At 44.3% G+C, this 14,046-nt stretch carries 17 protein-coding genes; 8 read left to right on the top strand and 9 right to left on the bottom strand.

The window, feature by feature from the left end:
- Positions 1-6 precede the first annotated feature (6 nt).
- Together FD04_RS09940 and FD04_RS09945 are read left to right on the top strand one after the other, a co-directional pair.
- Positions 7-573, top strand: coding sequence for a TetR/AcrR family transcriptional regulator (locus FD04_RS09940; protein ID WP_054701616.1), 567 nt, complete (start codon positions 7-9; stop codon positions 571-573).
- 211 nt (positions 574-784) lie between these two features.
- Positions 785-1,426 (top strand): nitroreductase, encoded by a 642-nt coding sequence (locus FD04_RS09945; protein ID WP_054701613.1) that lies wholly within the window; start codon positions 785-787, stop codon positions 1,424-1,426.
- A 142-nt stretch (positions 1,427-1,568) separates the two neighbouring features.
- On the opposite strand, the gene rsgA is transcribed toward FD04_RS09945, so the two are convergent.
- From rsgA to FD04_RS09960, 3 genes are all read right to left on the bottom strand, one after another.
- Positions 1,569-2,618: a ribosome small subunit-dependent GTPase A gene (gene rsgA, locus FD04_RS09950; protein ID WP_056948600.1), complete on the bottom strand. Its 1,050-nt coding sequence runs from the start codon at positions 2,616-2,618 to the stop codon at positions 1,569-1,571.
- Positions 2,619-2,789: 171 nt separating this feature from the next.
- Entirely contained in the window at positions 2,790-2,933 is a 144-nt protein-coding gene (locus FD04_RS12490; RefSeq protein ID WP_156660444.1) for a hypothetical protein, read from the bottom strand.
- Positions 2,934-3,052: 119 nt separating this feature from the next.
- Positions 3,053-3,547 carry a prolyl-tRNA synthetase associated domain-containing protein gene (locus FD04_RS09960; protein WP_054701606.1) on the bottom strand — a complete coding sequence of 165 codons (495 nt, stop codon included), beginning with the start codon at positions 3,545-3,547 and terminating at the stop codon, positions 3,053-3,055.
- Between the two features lie 206 nt (positions 3,548-3,753).
- Here FD04_RS09960 and FD04_RS12495 point away from each other — a divergent pair, with 206 nt between their 5' ends.
- The 3 genes from FD04_RS12495 to FD04_RS09970 all read left to right on the top strand — a co-directional run bounded on the left by FD04_RS12495 (position 3,754) and on the right by FD04_RS09970 (position 5,528).
- Positions 3,754-3,912 carry a MerR family transcriptional regulator gene (locus FD04_RS12495; protein WP_156660445.1) on the top strand — a complete coding sequence of 53 codons (159 nt, stop codon included), beginning with the start codon at positions 3,754-3,756 and terminating at the stop codon, positions 3,910-3,912.
- Positions 3,913-4,095: 183 nt separating this feature from the next.
- Positions 4,096-5,070 (top strand): alpha/beta hydrolase, encoded by a 975-nt coding sequence (locus FD04_RS09965; RefSeq protein ID WP_082603206.1) that lies wholly within the window; start codon positions 4,096-4,098, stop codon positions 5,068-5,070.
- 230 nt (positions 5,071-5,300) lie between these two features.
- Entirely contained in the window at positions 5,301-5,528 is a 228-nt protein-coding gene (locus tag FD04_RS09970; RefSeq protein ID WP_082603207.1) for a TetR-like C-terminal domain-containing protein, read from the top strand.
- 9 nt (positions 5,529-5,537) lie between these two features.
- Here the strand turns inward: FD04_RS09970 and FD04_RS09975 are convergent, their stop codons facing one another.
- A complete protein-coding gene (locus tag FD04_RS09975; RefSeq protein ID WP_082603208.1) occupies positions 5,538-6,278 on the bottom strand; it encodes a sulfite exporter TauE/SafE family protein in 741 nt (246 codons plus the stop codon).
- A 73-nt stretch (positions 6,279-6,351) separates the two neighbouring features.
- Here FD04_RS09975 and FD04_RS09980 point away from each other — a divergent pair, with 73 nt between their 5' ends.
- The gene (locus FD04_RS09980) at positions 6,352-6,918 is read left to right on the top strand and encodes a TetR/AcrR family transcriptional regulator (protein WP_054701601.1); all 567 of its coding nucleotides are present in this window, start codon (positions 6,352-6,354) and stop codon (positions 6,916-6,918) included.
- A gap of 318 nt (positions 6,919-7,236) precedes the next feature.
- On the opposite strand, the gene FD04_RS09985 is transcribed toward FD04_RS09980, so the two are convergent.
- From FD04_RS09985 to FD04_RS09995, 3 genes are all read right to left on the bottom strand, one after another.
- Positions 7,237-8,619, bottom strand: coding sequence for an MATE family efflux transporter (locus FD04_RS09985; RefSeq protein WP_056948602.1), 1,383 nt, complete (start codon positions 8,617-8,619; stop codon positions 7,237-7,239).
- Between the two features lie 43 nt (positions 8,620-8,662).
- Positions 8,663-9,571: a helix-turn-helix transcriptional regulator gene (locus FD04_RS09990; protein WP_056948604.1), complete on the bottom strand. Its 909-nt coding sequence runs from the start codon at positions 9,569-9,571 to the stop codon at positions 8,663-8,665.
- Between the two features lie 165 nt (positions 9,572-9,736).
- Entirely contained in the window at positions 9,737-10,084 is a 348-nt protein-coding gene (locus FD04_RS09995) for a winged helix-turn-helix transcriptional regulator (protein WP_054701587.1), read from the bottom strand.
- 101 nt (positions 10,085-10,185) lie between these two features.
- Between FD04_RS09995 and FD04_RS10000 the strand changes: the two genes are divergently transcribed.
- Both FD04_RS10000 and FD04_RS10005 read left to right on the top strand, forming a co-directional pair.
- Positions 10,186-10,773: an NAD(P)H-dependent oxidoreductase gene (locus FD04_RS10000; RefSeq protein WP_056948606.1), complete on the top strand. Its 588-nt coding sequence runs from the start codon at positions 10,186-10,188 to the stop codon at positions 10,771-10,773.
- A 294-nt stretch (positions 10,774-11,067) separates the two neighbouring features.
- On the top strand, positions 11,068-12,075 hold the full coding sequence (locus FD04_RS10005) for an aldo/keto reductase (protein WP_056948608.1): 1,008 nt from the start codon (positions 11,068-11,070) through the stop codon (positions 12,073-12,075).
- A 112-nt stretch (positions 12,076-12,187) separates the two neighbouring features.
- Here the strand turns inward: FD04_RS10005 and FD04_RS10010 are convergent, their stop codons facing one another.
- Together FD04_RS10010 and FD04_RS10015 are read right to left on the bottom strand one after the other, a co-directional pair.
- Positions 12,188-13,141, bottom strand: a complete 954-nt coding sequence (locus FD04_RS10010; RefSeq protein ID WP_056948610.1) for an NAD(P)H-dependent flavin oxidoreductase — start codon at positions 13,139-13,141, stop codon at positions 12,188-12,190.
- The gene (locus tag FD04_RS10015) at positions 13,141-14,001 is read right to left on the bottom strand and encodes an arginase family protein (RefSeq protein WP_056948612.1); all 861 of its coding nucleotides are present in this window, start codon (positions 13,999-14,001) and stop codon (positions 13,141-13,143) included. The genes FD04_RS10010 and FD04_RS10015 overlap by 1 nt, the downstream gene beginning before the upstream one ends.
- Positions 14,002-14,046 lie beyond the last annotated feature (45 nt).

The following is a 14,046-nucleotide window of genomic DNA, read 5'->3' on the forward strand; positions in this document are numbered from 1 at the left end:
TAGCCTATGAGAACAAAAGACGAAAATAAAATCAAAGCCATTAAGGATGCCGTCATTGCGCTATGCGAAGCGGATGGTTTTACCAACCTAACCACTGCCAAAGTCGCCAAACGCGCTGGCGTCAGTCCCGCAACCATCTACCTCTACTACCAAGACAAAACCGATCTGTTGAGTCGCTTATACGAAGAAGTTAAAGACGATCTCCATAAGGGCCTTGCTGGTGTCATTGCTGCAGCCGGTGATGACGTAGAATCTCAAGTCCGGGCAATGTTACGTTATTCAATCACCCAAACCCAACAACATCCTAAAGAATCCCACTTTGTTTCTACCCTATGGACGAATCAGGAACTATTGGACGATGCTGCTCGCGCATATGGCCAAACAACGGCTGGTCCGTTAGCAAAATTGTATCAACGAATTACCGATTCTCCTGACTTTATTGATGCACCAGAGGTAATTGTAGCCAGTATTGCAACCGTTCCACAGTTAGTTTTGCAAACGGCGAACACAGTGGTTGACGAAGCGACAATTAATCAGTCTATCGAGCTTGTGATTAAAACATTGAAACGTTAATTATGAATCTTTTTGAGCACTAAGTAATCAGCCACGCTAGCATCAACTTTATAACGACAAAAATCAGCATCTGACAAATCTGCCAGATGCTGATTTTGTGTTTACCAAGATCGTTCAATTGATTAAATTTAAAGTTAAGGGTATAACAAAAATTACAGGGTTTAATTTTTGTTTTTTAACAATATACAATTGAAAAGGGGGATCAATACACATGGCAGATGAAAGCAGTCAATTAACACGGCACTCGGTCAGAAACTTCAGTGACAAACCAGTGGATACCGAACTCATAAAAGAGATCATTGCCGAAGCGCAACACGCACCATCGTGGGAAAATGCCCAGCCATGGAAAGTATATGTAGCGGTAGGCGAGACCGCGAGAAAATTACGTGAAGCAAATGCCGAAGCTATCAGCCAAGGGCACAAGAGTTGGGCCGAGGTAACACCACCACAAGCGTGGGCTGACAAGCCACAACAAAACATTACGTACTGGCAGCACGGTATGGCTGCGTACATGGGTGATGATGTCCAGTCGTTCCGCAGTGCGGGCCAGAAACTATACAATGCGCCAGCCATTTTATATATTACGATTCCTAAAAATTCAACCAATTATAGCGCATATGATACCGGTGCTTTTGGCTATGGCATTTTGCTGGCAGCTGAAGCGCATGGCGTCAATTCTTTACCAGCATATTCTTTTGCCCGTTACCCTGATATCGTCCGTCAATATTTCGATATTCCAGAAGACGAAGCGATTTTATTGGGTATCGGCTTAGGCTATGCAACGGATGCTAAAATGAATCAACTGCAAACGAAACGTGAGCCTTTAGATGCAGCCCTACAAATTAAGGACTAACTTGTTTTAACCTGAAAAACCAGCATTTGACGATATTGTCAGATACTGGTTTTTTATTATGATGTATCACCATTTAAATTGAAACACGCTAGCACTTATCATGTACAGACAGATTCCCAGACGGTGGTAAATGCTACTCTGCTTACCCGCGCTTATGTCGCGCAGCTTTCATTTTTTGTTTCATTAACTTTTTACTACCAAACATCCGGTTGATTTTTTCGTTCTCGCGGGCTTTACCACGTAACTGATTGTTAGTGGCCTGCTCAGCTATCAGCTGCTGATAGCTTGTTAACCTGTCAGCATTTAACTCACCGTCACCTACTGCGGCTTGCACCGCACACCCCGGCTCATTAGTATGAGTACAATCCTTAAATCGACAACCTACGGCTAACGCTTGAATGTCACTAAAGGTAGTTGTCACGTCGGCTTCCAGCAGACCAAGTTCGCGCATACCCGGTGTATCAATCACAATACCACCACTAGGTAACCGCAATAGCTGTCGTGCCGTAGTCGTATGGCGACCATGATTGTCACTGATGCGTACAGCATTAGTTGCATACGCCTGTGTACCTAATAACCGATTGATCAATGTTGTCTTACCTACCCCAGAAGAACCAAGGAATGCGTATGTCATCCCTGGCATTATGAAAGTCGCCAAGGTATCAATTCCTGCTGCCGACGTGTCGCACACAATTACCGGTGCATCGGTGATTGCCTTAACTGCCTCAACTTGGTTGATAAGCGTACTAGTGGTATCTGCCTTGGTCAACACCACTGCAGGTTGAGCTCCTGAAGCATTAGCAACTGCAAGATAGCGCTCAAGTCGTCTCAAATTAAAGTTAGCATCTAACGCCATACACGATAGTACCCAGTCGACGTTAGCAGCAACGAGCTGTGCGTTGAAGCGACGCCCCGCCACTTTTCGTAAGAACACACTTTGCCGATTACAGATCCGTTCGATTGTTGCAAGGTCCTGAGCATTCTGTGGCAATCGTACCTGTACCCAGTCACCAACCGTCGGAAAATCGGTTGCGTCCATTGCCATATTAACGATTCGACCAGTAACTTGGGCAAAAAATTGCCCAGCGTCACAGACTAAGGTGTATTGCTGGTGACTAAGCGCAGTAACACGCGCTAAAGTTAAACCAGTAGTTGCAGTTTGATTAGTAATACCATATTCAGATAGTTTCAATGTTTTGTCCTCGTATTGACGAGAGGACTATGCGTTTCTAGTCCTCCAGCGACTAACAACGCCAAATACAATGTTCAACATAAACTGTCTTCCTTTCTATTCCGGTTTAAAATACCAGATTCACTTTATTATATCAGAAACTTATTTTTACCATCAAAGATAACAACTGTATCATTTAATCGTCACCACCAGCTTACCAACAACCTGATTGGCCGCCAGTTGTTCAAGCCCGGTCGATAAATCAGTTCCTGTCCGTACTTGAGATATCGACAAATCAACACGGGTATCGATGTCTTCATGTCGATAATCGATCATAGTCTCAGGTTCGACTGCTGCAACAAACGCTTGCTTACGATTGGAAACCGTCGTGAATATTCGTTTATGCGCCTGCTTCAATAATTGACACTAGTATTGGTAACTTCAGTTTTGGTTTACTAGTCTTCTAAATCCAAAATCTCATATTGATACCCAATGTTCTTCAAGAAAGTTTGCAAGTCTTCAGTCCCCACAAAAATCGTGGCTGTGTTGTCATTTGGATGGAAGCTCATACGTGCCTCACCCATAATGGCTTCATCGAAGTAGACTTGAACATCATGATCAGCGTTATTTAACAGCCCAAAAATAGATACGATACCTGGTTGTAAGCCGAGCTTGTCCTTCAGCAGTTCATCAGAAGCCATTTTTACCCGCTTAGCGCCAGTTAGTTCTTCGAATAGATGGAAGTCCATTCGCTTACTATCGTCCATAATGAGTAAGTAATACGCCGTCTTTTTCTTATTAGTTAAAAACATCGTCTTCGTTCGAACGCCTTCAATACCCTCAATGAACGCGTCCGCTTCTTCGGTTGTATGAGCAACACCGTGATGCACGAGTTGATAATCGATGGCCATGTTATCCAATGCTTGAGTCACTTTTTCGATTTGTTCCACATGAAACACTCCCCTCGGATTTTAAGTTTAATATACATCATTACGTGTGGTTGGTACAGCCGTTTTAATGGCTGCTTTAACGAACGATAAAACAGACCAATCAAAAACGACGACTCATTAAGGTCGTTGCTACAAAAAGACAGTTAAATTGCTAAAAAACATATCGTACTCACCAACGCGTCTTCGATGATGTAGATCTACGTTGGATGATTAACTTACACTACTTACGCGCCGCTGGCATGTCAATCGTTGAATTACAGTACTACACTGCCTTAGTCCGTGAAGGTAATAGTAGCTTACCCAAGCGAATAGAACTGATGCGGCAACAACGTGAACGCGTCGTGGCGGCGATTGCTGATAAGTAGGAACAGTTAAAAGTGATTGACCACAAACTGGCGCGTTACCTGGCAGAAAATAGCAAAAAAGCCTAATTCAAATAATCGATACTCCTTAGTTATAGCACGGTATCCATTATTGGTATTTCACATAACGTTCATTACACGCTATACTAAATCAACATGAGAGATTACCAGATTGGAGTGATAACCATGACAACTGATACAATGCAAGCTACCAGAGTCCAGCCAGAAGATGAATACTATATTTTTGATTTGAATCCACAGGTACACCGTGAACATGTCTACTATCGAACGCGTTATGGTGTAGAAATTGCCGCTGATTTGTATTTTGCTAAAGATTTGGACCTAACTGTGAAACACCAGGCGCTAGTCGTCGGACCGCCCTTTGGTGGAGTGAAAGAACAAAGCCCCGGCGTTTATGCTAACCAACTGGCACAGTCTAGTTTCGTGGTACTTGCCTTTGATCCAGCCTATCATGGTTATTCAGGTGGTCAGCCCAGATATAGTGGTTCACCCGATACCTACGTGGAGGACTTCTCTGCCGGAGTCGACTATTTAGGATCATTGGACTACGTTGATCGAAATCAAATTGGTGCACTCGGCATCTGCGCCTCTGGCGGTTTTGCGTTAGCCGCTGCGGCCCAGGATGCTCGAATCAAAGCCGTGGCAACTAGTGTTTTATATGACATCCCTCATCTTGCCGGCCTGGCATCCGGAGAGGCGCGCATTGAACAGCTTCAAGCATTGAGTCGTCAGCGGTGGGAAGACCAATCTGTAGCGCCTAAAAATTATCCAGACCAGCCCGTCACTTCATTTCCTGATGGCTTGGATCCAGTCACTCACGAGTTCTTCAGCTTCTATGGTTTCAAACGGGGCTGGCATCCACACGCCTTACGTAACATTACGGCGGTTTCTAACTTAAGCTTCATGAATTTTGAAGCCACTCGCCGTATCAATGAAATATCACCACGCCCCGTCATGATGGTGACCAGCGAAGAGGCGCATTCAAAAGCTTTCACAGATGAAACGTTTGAACGACTGAACAATCCAAAACAGTTAGTCGTCCTACCACACGGGCAACACGTCGATTTCTATGACGACTTATCGATCATTCCGTTTGATAAATTTGTACAGTTCTTTAAAGATCATTTGACAAAAAAATGAGTGTGAAAAACTCAAGTACCAGCCATAGAAGCAAGAAAATCGTGGATTCCTCCAAATCAGGAATCCACGATTTTCTTGCTTCTATTCTGAGACTTAATCGATCTTTGTCCCACACTCTTTTTCAATTATTTCAAATTTCGAATACGTTCCGCATAACCGCTACGTTCAAATTCCGCTTTGGGAAATGGGTACTTTGAGTCTGGGTCTGCCAGTACACCATAACCTTACAAATGCAGATTCGCGAAAAAATGGCGAGCTTCTTCCAAACAAAAATGTTGCCAGAACTTCAAACAACCACAGACATGGACCAATTGACATCAGAATATACTGCACGCTTTTACACGAGTGCCATTTTCGGTGTTTTACAGCATTGGCTTCAAAAGACGCCGCGTCAAACGCCTGAAGAGATGTCTCAAATTTTACGGACAATATTAGTGAATGGATTAGCAATTAAATAACTTGTTCCGCTATGCCGTTACCAACATTTTGACGCCAAAGTAAACGATCACTAAGCCAAGAAAGATGCCCAGCGGCCGATCGAGCTTACAAATGTCAATTTTGGTAAGCACCAGTGGTGTTAGGATTGAGCCGATAATTGCGCCGATCATTAACGTAATGCCCGCCGTCCAAGCAATCGTGCTAGTCATCAAGTGGCTCATAAACCCAACAAGTGCCATCGCACAGAGCACATAAGTTGTCGTTCCCGCAGCTTCAAATGTGGTCAAGCCCATCATCGATAGACCAGCAACCGTTGTGGCACCACCACTCAAGCCGCCTAATCCGACCATGAAACCGCTCAGCGCGCCAAGTAAATAAGCAACAATTGGGCGATGATGCCGCGTTTTGCTGATCCCAGTGTGTCGCCGCAAATTCTTGCGTAGGACGATACCGCCCATCACCGTCAGCAACAAGCCAATAATGATTGTGTAGACCACTTCGGGAATGTATTTACCCAGAAATGTCCCAACGATAATGCTTGGAATTGCTGCGATAATCAGCTGATTGCCCACTTTAAAGTGCACATTGTGAATGTGAATTTGGGTCAGCGTGCCAAAAAACAGTGCGGGTAAAGCAACGAACAGTGATGTGGATACCGCTGTGCTAGTGGCTAACTGACCACTCAACACACCCAGATATAGCGACGCACCACCCCCACCAATCAAGCTTACGAAAATCCCAATTAGTAATCCTAATAAAATATTGTACAAATAATCGCCCCCAACAGAATACTGTTGTATAATAATCGGAGAGTTATCCGTTTGTCAAATAGGAGGTCACGTCATGCGAAGTGATGCCAAAGAAAATCAACGCGAAATTTTAGATTGTGCCAAGCAGCTGTTCAACAACCAAGGCGTTGCCGAGGTGAGTATGAACCAAATTGCCAAAACGTTAGGAATTGGTGCTGGAACGCTATACCGTCACTATACCAACAAGTCTGAGCTATGCATGGCGTTGGTTTATGATGACCTAGCAACCTTTATCGGTGAAAGTCAGCACTATCTTGAACGCACTGCAGATTCTCCGCAAATTCAATTTCGAACCACCCTATCACGATATCTGGAATTTCGTGAAGTTAATCGTGAATTATTAATTAATGTCGATGCGGGTACTGAGTCAACGAGTGGCAGTTACTTCTACGCAAGTGATCTCTATCAAGCTGTCTGTGCTGTATTTGCTCAAATCTTACATGCCGCGACGCCAAAACTTACAACTCAAACCTGTCAATTTCGTGCCGACATGTTATTAGCAATGTTAAAAAGTGATGCTTATGCCTATCAGCGACAAATACGCCAGGTTGAACAATCTCAGTTAGTTGATGAAATAACTGAGTTGTTTTTGGAACAGTAATCGCATACGTAGCTTATCACCGAAAAAAGTTTGACTTTTTTAAGTTCCCCCGATAAATGATGTATGCGCGTTTGACTGATATCAACTGTAAGGCAATCTGTTTCATGTGAAACATTTGATTCAATTTTAGTTTGGATTTCTGACCATAATCAACACGAATAGGCGATTGTCCTGCCGGACGACCGCCTGTTTCGCTTATACGTCTTTAGACCCAGTTTAACCTTGGAGAAATTTCAGTGTGACCACAATCCAACTACTATTTCGTCGACTTGAACTTCTCAACTTAATGTTTGCCGTGTCGTTTGGTATCAACTGAATTCATTTTACTTCAAGACCAGTTAATTGATTGTGAGGTGCCAGTACATGGGGCACGATGTGGATGAAAACCACGGCGGAAAATACTGCCGCCAAAACATCACAAAGCGGCTGTGCGGCAAAGGTCGTCGCTGGCGTAAAGAAAATCGGAAGCAAGATGACCCCGAGAATATATAGCCCTTTGCGTAGTAATGAACAGATCAACGCAACCTTGGTTTGCTCCATGGCAATACTCATATCCGTCACCGTCCATTGTGCAGCCATGAATAATACCCCAGATGCGTAAAGTTTGATGTATGGCACTGCCCGTTTCATTAAATACGCGTCTGTAGTAAATAAATGAACAAATAACGGTGTCGCAAATAAAGTAACCATCAACATCACAAAACAAAACCCAAAACAAACGCCGTAAACTGACCACAGGGCCTCCTTCACTCGATGATAGTAATGGGCACCTAAGTTAAAGCTCACGATGCCTTGGCATCCCATGGTAATGCCACTTAAAGGCGAGGTAATTAAGAGCATGTAACTTTGAATCAAGGTCGCACAAGTCACCAGCATATTCCCTTCAGTTGGCCCACCGGTTCGCTGCAGAACCGTATTTAACAGGATCAATAAACCGCTATCTAAGGCATAAGTGAAAAAAGGTGCTAGTCCCAAATGAATCATTTGACGACACAAACCTGGATTTATTTTTTTCCAATGAAGACGAGCCACCAGTGGCATCCGGTGCAAACAAATAATAGCAAAGCATGCTGAAACTGTCTGTGACATCACCGTCGCAATGGCTGCTCCAGCAACCCCCAAGTGTAGGCTAAAGATCAAAATGGGATCCAAGATGATATTAAGCACCGTGCCAATCAATACCGTCCCAACACCCAAACCAGCATGGCCTTGCGCAATTAAAAAGCTGTTCATTCCGCCAGATAAAAGTGCAAACACCGTGCCACACAGATAAATGGTCAAAAACTCTGAGGCGTATGGATAAATCTCTGGACTAGCACCAAACCACCATAACAGTTGTTTTCGCAGTAATAAAAAAATCAGGGTCAAAACAAGACCAATTCGAATCAATAAACGTAAAGCGTTAGCAATCACGGTTTCTGCTTTTTGGACATGTCCTGCCCCTAAGGCCATTGCCATCACCGGCGTCCCACCTTGTCCAATCAAATAACAAAATGCATACAGTACTGCAATAATGGGACCGCAAATACCGACACCCGCCAATGCATCGGTGCCAATACCTGGAATATGACCGATAAACATTCGGTCCACCACACTGTACAAAACGTTGATGAATTGTGCCAGCATCGTTGGAATTGCTAATTTTAATACCAGCGATACAATCTTGTCCTTGCCTAAATCATTCGCTCTCTTTTGCCGCATTGTTAATCTCCTCTAACTGTCAAATTAAAGGAGTCTACATAATTCAATCTTGGTATTTTTGACTCATTTTTTTCACTGTTGCCTTCAATAATTTGCGGATCTCGACTGGCTGCACCAATTCAACGTGATCACCAAATGACAACAACCATTGAATCAAACTTTGACTATCGCTGTACTCGCCTGTAAGTCGCAACATGCCATTGGCATCAGGCAATAACTGTTCAGCACTAAACTCATCCAAAATACGCCATTTTACGCCAGAATCAAACACTGCTGTGAAGTGAATCGCATCTAGACCATGGTCAACTGGCTTCATATCAGGCATAGGAACCGCTCTGGGGACAAATTGAGTTGAGTTGACATGCAACGCTGACATCCGATTCACCTTATAGAGACGAAAATCATCATCTTGCAAACTCCATCCCCATACATACCAACTCGACCATCTAAAGACGACAAAATAAGGCTCCACCGTACGTATGCCTTCGTGTGACTTCGAGACATAAGCAAATGATAACAGTCTAGCTTGTTCAATAGCCTCTTGTATCGTCGTAAGTTTCGGGGTCAAATGGGCATGGTACCAAGATGAAAGATCAATCAACATGTAGTCTCGTCCCGTAACAACCTCGGTTGCGCCAGCCTGGAGCTTCTCCATCAGCACTTCGTAGTAGTGACTCCCACTGACACTATCGAGACTGCGCAAACCCGCAAGAATACTGTTCATATCCTTCGAAGTCAACAACGTCCGGTCCATTCGATAGCCATTGACAATGGCAATACCGCCACCAGTACCACGAGTCGTGTATAACGGCACGCCTGCTTGTGTCAGTGTATCGATATCGCGATTAATGGTACGTTTGGAGACTTCAAATTTCTCAGCCAATTCTGGCGCCGTTACACGATCTTTTTGCAGCAAAATCGTTAAAATTCCAATCAATCGATCAATTTTCATGTAAACTCCCTTATTGGCCTTAGATTAGCAAACGCAACACGACATCTGTATGTCATGTTCAGTAAATAAACTGGATTAATCCAAACAAAATTAGGCCATCGAATTCGAGTGCCTCAGTTTTTTACCGCATTGTAGCTTTTTCACGTTATTCAAAAGTCTCATTCATCACTTCGACTGTGCAGCTTGCTCTTCACCCCAATAACAAATGTCGTCCATTACCGGAATGAGCGACTCTCCACGCTCAGACAATGAATATTCAACCTTAGGTGGTATCTGTGGATATTCTTTGCGTATAACGAGACCATCTGCTTCAAGCTCTCGTAAAGTGTTGGTGAGCGTTTTAAACGAGATTGGCGCCAATAAGCGTTTGAGCGCATTATACCGAATCGGCTCGTGCTTCAATTCCAACGCGTAAAGCAATTGCATCTTGTATTTACCACCAATCAGCCGCAAGGTATACGCAAACCCTGTATCCTCCAGACGATTTTCAGTAATATAATCAATATCAGCCATAACACTCTCCTTTGGGTTAGTACCGCACTTTAATTACCGTACTTGTTCTGCTGTTAAGCATACCATATGCTAAGTATAGAAACTTAAAGGAGTAGTTGAATATGAAAACAATCGTTTACGTACACCCCTATTCAGGTAGCTTTAACCATGCGATTTTAACGCGACTTACCACATCTTTTGAGGCCGAAAAACAGCCTTATCAAGTGATTGACCTCTATCAAGATGGTTTCGATCCCCGTTATTCAGCTGAGGAACTGAGACTATTTAGTCGTGGGGAAACACCCTACCAACTGGTCAAAACCTATCAACAACTCATTTCAAATTCGGATGAGTTAATCTTCATCACTCCAATTTGGTGGCACAACATTCCGGCAGAACTCAAAGGTTTTTTCGATAAGGTAATGCTGAAGGGCTTCGCTTATACCGAAGATCCAGAATGGCGTGGACTGTTAACCTACATCAACAAGGCAACTGTCATTACGACTGCAACACTCACCAAGGATTACCTTCGTCAGCAATCTGGTGACCCAATCCAAGGTAATTTAATCAATCGTACCCTCGCCGATATTGGTATTGATTCGACCAAGACTAACTGGATTCACTTTGGTGAAGTTAATCTCACAACGGATGACGTTCGTAAACAGTTTTTGACTGACTTGCCTGAACTTTACCGTAACGGGCAACAATAATCCAATCCTAATTGGCAATTATCATTTATTTTGGTGTAGTTTTTGATCGTACCGCCAGGCATGGACGTGACCAAATTCAGACTAAAACGAAGAAATCTACCGACGCCAGCAATCACAAACGAATCAGCAGCTCTCAACTAAAATGCCCTTTGAGCATTTAACAAAATAGTTTTAGGCATTGTACACCCCAAAAAAATTGCACTAAAATACTAGATGTACTCAAGTTGCACGAATATAAAAAAAGTAATTTATCTCCGCATTATTCATCAACACGCTATACAAGGAGAATCAACCATGAAATATACTAAACTTGGCAACACAGAGATTAACATTTCTAAGCTATGCGTCGGCGCTATGAGCTTCGGTCAGGCCGGCACGATGCACGATTGGACGCTTGACCCAACCCAAAGTGAGGCCGTCATTAAGCAAGCTTTAGACCTTGGCATCAATTTTTTCGATACTGCCAACGTCTATTCAGCTGGGACCAGTGAAGAATACCTTGGTGCCGCAATCAAACGATTAACCGCCCGAGATAAGGTCGTCTTGGCCTCTAAGGTCTACTTCAACCTTGGTCGTCTTTCTAAAACTGCCATCAACCGCGAAATTGACGGCACTCTGAAGCGGCTTGGAACGGACTATCTCGATCTCTACATCATCCATCGGTTCGATTACGATACACCGATTGAAGAAACCATGTCCGCACTTAACGACCTCGTAAAGGCTGGTAAAGTCCGGGCACTTGGCGCCTCGGCGATGTATGGCTACCAATTCTACAATATGCAGTTAGCAGCCCGTGATCACGGTTGGGCACCTTTTGTGGCAATGGAAAATCATTACAACCTGCTGTATCGCGAAGACGAACGTGAAATGATTCCCCTCTGTCGCCAAATGGGTGTTTCGTTAATGCCTTACAGTCCCCTAGCTGCTGGCCGCTTAGCTCGACCAAACTGGTCCACAGATACCAAGCGAAGTCGTACGGATCGAGTCGCTGCGGGCAAATACGACCACACCAAAACAGCCGATTTGCTGATTACGCAACGGGTTGCAGAACTTGCATCACAACACCACGCAACGATGGCGCAAATCAGCATTGCGTGGGAATGGGCCAAAGGCGTTGCCGCGCCGATTATCGGGGCGACGAAATCAAAGTACCTTACCGATGCAGCCGGTGCATTTGACGTGACGCTCTCCCCTGAAGAGATTGCGTACCTTGAAGACGCTTATCTGCCACATAAGGTCATCGGGGCAATCGACCACAATCCTGATGATGGCGTTGTGTTGCTGGATGCGGATCGTAAATAAATTCAAAAACCAGATTGCCGTTGAGCGGATAGCTGCTCACTGGTGATCTGGTTTTTTAATTAATTACATTATTTTTACTGCGGACCCGGATAACACCACTGAAATCGGCCAATCAGGCCATTAAGTCATCAACCAATTGCTTGACGCTTGGTACTGTGTTCAGCATATCAACACCATTATTCACACTGATAATTCCTCGCTCAAAATCCCCCAGCAACATGCCCGGTCTCAATCCGCCATTAATGCTGATTTCACGATCAAGCATGGGATCTTGATTGTCGCAATATCGACGTGCATACTTCACCGCTGCCGGTGTTTTCACCGAACGTTGAGTTGGCGACACTCTCAAGATATCGCCAAATTGGGCATCAAGAACAGCTTGCTTGGCAATGTCAGCCATTGGCGATTCTTCAGTCAGCAAAAAACGACTACCGATATATACGCCCTGTGCGCCAAGTGCATACGCCGCGCGAACGCCACGTACATCATTGATGCCACCAGCCGCAAACACTGGAATTGAAACTGCATCGACCATGGCGGGCACCACTGTAAATGTCCCAAAGTCTTGCCGTGGCATTACCCCACCTTCATCACTACCAGTTGCAACCAAAATATCTGCACCGAAGCGTTCGCCCATTTGCATTTGTGCCACGGTTGGTGTTAAAGGACGAAAAATCAAGGTTCCATTGTGCGCCTTGATATCTTGAAAAAGCTCCTCATGTGCGCTTCCAACTACTGCAAAGTGCAAAACCTTCTCTTCATAAGCCATCTTCAACAGAGCAGCCGTAAATACACTCTCTGCAACGTTCTGACCTGACTTCGGCGTCAAAATATTTAACCCAATCGGCTTATCAGTTAACTGTCTTGCCTTGCGCAATTCCTGGCGCATCCGCTCTGCAGTATCGATTGGATCATCTGTCACCTCAATTTGTCCTGCATTCGGCCCAAGCACGCCGAGACCCCCGGCATTGCTCACCGCGGCTACTAGTCGTGCATCTGTTACCCAAGACATCGGTGCTTGAATCAATGGATACTTAGTCCCTAGTATTTCTGTTACACTTCGCATTATGAATGAAGTCCTCCATTAAAAATTGGTAACTGGCTTAGTCCTTGATGCAAATTCAGTGCATCCCAGGGCATATGTTCTGAAATACTCAATCCAACTAAATCGGTTTGACTTCCTATGGTCGTCAGTAATGAAATTACCTGGTCAAGGGCCATGCTACCGACTGCTGCACCAAACTGATTTCGATCAAGATGAGGGCGTGCAGGTAATATCGAACGAAAGTCATCTGGATCCAGTACATCTAAATCAAAGTGGACCGCAACATGTTGAATGTTATTTGAAATGAGCCAATCCTGAATCGGCTGGCCGTTAATGAATTGTTCAGGCATGGCATAGGCCATGCCTAAATGCTTCACCAGTTGATCCATCGGCCGCAACTCTGCTGTCTGCAAACCAGCAAAAAACACTTGCTGTGATTGCAGTGGGTTTTGGATTTGTTGCGCAAAAATTGAATCACTCACTTGCAATAAATCCGCAACCACCATTTCATGCAGATGGTGCGTATCATTGATCGTTGAAATATCAGGATGGGCATCCAACCAAATAACGCCAAAGTCATCCGGATACAGCCCATTCAAATAATCAAATGGAACTTCAGAAACCGCACAATCCCCACCAAGTGTGATGATACGCTGCGGTTGAATTTTTGATAACGTGTCTCGAACAATGCTTTGCTGTTCTGTCAGTTGCACACCGCCATCAATACCACCAGCACTATCAGCATCCGCGGTAACGGGAACGTCCACCCATTGAGCGCCAGATACTTCGGGTACAATTGCACTCAGTACCTGATTGCCCATTTTATAATCAGGATTCATGCCACCTTGCCACTCCGGCCAGTTGATTATCGTCGTTGTCATCTCGTCACATCTCCATATCTATAAATCGCAAACTATCGATTTATT

The sequence above is a fragment of the Secundilactobacillus odoratitofui DSM 19909 = JCM 15043 genome, from assembly GCF_001434895.1.
GTDB classification, from domain to species: Bacteria; Bacillota; Bacilli; order Lactobacillales; family Lactobacillaceae; genus Secundilactobacillus; species Secundilactobacillus odoratitofui.

Bases quoted from the DNA above. Each gene is read 5' to 3' on its own strand.
- FD04_RS09965 (WP_082603206.1), top strand. From the start codon at position 4,096: ATGACAACTGATACAATGCAAGCTACCAGAGTCCAGCCAGAAGATGAA.
- FD04_RS12495 (WP_156660445.1), top strand. From the start codon at position 3,754: ATGATTAACTTACACTACTTACGCGCCGCTGGCATGTCAATCGTTGAA.
- FD04_RS12490 (WP_156660444.1), bottom strand. From the start codon at position 2,933: ATGATCGATTATCGACATGAAGACATCGATACCCGTGTTGATTTGTCG.
- FD04_RS09990 (WP_056948604.1), bottom strand. From the start codon at position 9,571: ATGAAAATTGATCGATTGATTGGAATTTTAACGATTTTGCTGCAAAAA.
- FD04_RS09985 (WP_056948602.1), bottom strand. From the start codon at position 8,619: ATGCGGCAAAAGAGAGCGAATGATTTAGGCAAGGACAAGATTGTATCG.
- FD04_RS10015 (WP_056948612.1), bottom strand. From the start codon at position 14,001: ATGACAACGACGATAATCAACTGGCCGGAGTGGCAAGGTGGCATGAAT.
- FD04_RS09980 (WP_054701601.1), top strand. From the start codon at position 6,352: ATGCGAAGTGATGCCAAAGAAAATCAACGCGAAATTTTAGATTGTGCC.
- FD04_RS09940 (WP_054701616.1), top strand. From the start codon at position 7: ATGAGAACAAAAGACGAAAATAAAATCAAAGCCATTAAGGATGCCGTC.
- FD04_RS09995 (WP_054701587.1), bottom strand. From the start codon at position 10,084: ATGGCTGATATTGATTATATTACTGAAAATCGTCTGGAGGATACAGGG.
- FD04_RS10000 (WP_056948606.1), top strand. From the start codon at position 10,186: ATGAAAACAATCGTTTACGTACACCCCTATTCAGGTAGCTTTAACCAT.
- FD04_RS10010 (WP_056948610.1), bottom strand. From the start codon at position 13,141: ATGCGAAGTGTAACAGAAATACTAGGGACTAAGTATCCATTGATTCAA.
- FD04_RS09970 (WP_082603207.1), top strand. From the start codon at position 5,301: ATGCAGATTCGCGAAAAAATGGCGAGCTTCTTCCAAACAAAAATGTTG.
- FD04_RS10005 (WP_056948608.1), top strand. From the start codon at position 11,068: ATGAAATATACTAAACTTGGCAACACAGAGATTAACATTTCTAAGCTA.
- FD04_RS09945 (WP_054701613.1), top strand. From the start codon at position 785: ATGGCAGATGAAAGCAGTCAATTAACACGGCACTCGGTCAGAAACTTC.